This is a genomic window from Nocardia vinacea NBRC 16497 (genome assembly GCF_000308835.1).
In the GTDB taxonomy this organism is placed as follows: Bacteria; Actinomycetota; Actinomycetes; order Mycobacteriales; family Mycobacteriaceae; genus Nocardia; species Nocardia vinacea.
Genome location: NZ_BAGN01000332.1, coordinates 1 through 2,063, shown reverse-complemented (window position 1 = coordinate 2,063; position 2,063 = coordinate 1). Strand labels below are relative to the sequence as shown.

Genomic DNA, 2,063 nt, shown 5'->3' with positions numbered 1-2,063 from the left:
TCACCGCCATCGAAGCACGCAAGCGCTTGAAGACCGCCACGGGGGTGGCGGTCCCGGCGACCTTGATCTTCGACTACCCGACCCCCAGAGCAGTCGCCGAAGACCTACACCACCGATTGGCTGAGTTGCCTGTAGTAATCGAACCGGTAGTCCTCGCATCAGAGACTCCTACTACGGCACTGGAGCAGCTCAAGATAGCCCTCCGCAGCACGGTCTGGAGTAATGCTACTCAGAATTCCCTTGAAGCAGATTTCAATCTGATCCTGGAAGACTGGTCAAAATACTACGGGCGGCCAGGCTCAAGCATGGATAATCTCGATATTGAATTTGCCTCTGCGGACGAGATATACAGCATATTGGAAAATGAGCTCGGTATTGAAGGTCTGGAAGACTCTCTGGAATAGGTATTGGGTGCGGACGGCGATGACTCCGGGCCCTGGCTGATATTTCGGATCAGGGGTTATCGAGCTTTGTAGAGTCGGTTATAGAAGAATATAACGACAATAACTTCAATATCGGAGAATTTTATGTCAGACGGATCGCAGTCCCTGGAGTATTTGAAGCGCACGGCAATCAGTCTCCGAGAGACGCGAAAAAGATTGCATGAGCTTGAATATCGTGCCCACGAGCCGGTCGCGATTGTGGGCGTGGGGTGTCATTTCCCGGGAGGCGTGTCCTCGCGGGAGGATCTGTGGCAGGTTCTTGCCGAGGGGCGAGATGTGCTGTCGCAATGGCCACTCGATCGGGGTTGGGATACGGGGTTATTCGATCCTGAGCCGGGTGTGGTGGGTAAGTCCTACACGCGTGAGGGTGGGTTCCTGCACGATGCGGGGTTGTTCGATGCCGGGTTCTTCGGGATCAGCCCGCGCGAGGCGGTTGCGATGGATCCGCAGCAGCGGTTGCTGCTGGAAACGGTGTGGGAGGCCCTCGAAGACGCCGGGGTGGACCCGGTCTCGTTGCGCGGCAGCGAGACCGGCGTGTTCATCGGCGTCAGCGACCAGTCCTACGGCATAGGCCGAAGCGACGGCGACGCCGGAGTCGAGGGGTATCGGCTGATCGGCGCGACTTCGAGTGTGGTGTCGGGCCGGGTGTCGTATGTGTTGGGGTTGGAGGGCCCGGCGGTGTCGGTGGACACCGCGTGCTCGTCCTCGCTGGTCGCCCTGCATCAAGCCGTGCAGGCCGTGCGCGCCGGTGAGTGCGGGATGGCGCTGGTCGGCGGCGTGACGGTCATGTCGGTACCCGACACGTTCGTCGAGTTCTCCCGCCAGAAAGGGCTGGCGCCGGACGGCCGGTGCAAGTCGTTCGCCGAGGCCGCCGACGGGACGGGCTGGTCGGAAGGCGTCGGTGTTCTGGTGGTGGAGCGGCTTTCCGACGCGCGTCGCCGCGGGCATCAAGTGTTGGCGGTGGTGCGTGGTTCGGCGGTCAATCAGGACGGTGCGTCCAACGGGTTGACCGCCCCCAACGGTCCTTCCCAGCAGCGGGTGATCCGCCGTGCCCTGGCCAACGCCGGGGTAGCGGCGACGGAAGTGGATGTGGTCGAGGCCCACGGCACCGGCACCACTCTCGGTGACCCGATCGAGGCGCAGGCGTTGTTGGCCACTTATGGGCAAGGCCGTGAACCGGACCGGCCCTTGTGGCTGGGGGCGCTGAAGTCCAATATCGGTCATACCCAGGCCGCCGCGGGTGTGGCCGGGGTGATCAAGATGATCGAGGCGATGCGCCACGAGACACTGCCTCGGACACTGCATGTGGACGCACCGACCACACACGTCGACTGGAATATCGGCGCAGTTGAACTGCTCACCGAGTCTCGTGCCTGGACTGTCGAGGCTGACCGGCCGCGTCGTGCGGCGGTATCGGCGTTCGGTATCTCGGGCACCAACGCGCACGTCATCCTCGAACAAGCACCACCCGTGACCGAAACACCCGACACCGAGGCGCCCGACACCGAATCATCGGCACCCGACACCGATCCGGTGCCTGTGGTGAAGTCCGGTGGGTTGGTGTGGGTGTTGTCGGGGCGTAGCAGTGACGGGCTGCTCGCGCAGGGGCGCCGGTTGCAG

At 62.6% G+C, this 2,063-nt stretch carries 2 protein-coding genes; both read left to right on the top strand.

The genetic code is table 11. The features are described 5' to 3' along the window. The coding region (locus ON44_RS33790) for an acyl carrier protein (RefSeq protein WP_169338122.1) at positions 1–404 on the top strand (404 nt) is incomplete at its 5' end. A 123-nt stretch (positions 405–527) separates the two neighbouring features. Next, a partial coding sequence (locus ON44_RS33785; RefSeq protein WP_040698143.1) for a type I polyketide synthase occupies positions 528–2,063 on the top strand: 1,536 nt, incomplete at its 3' end.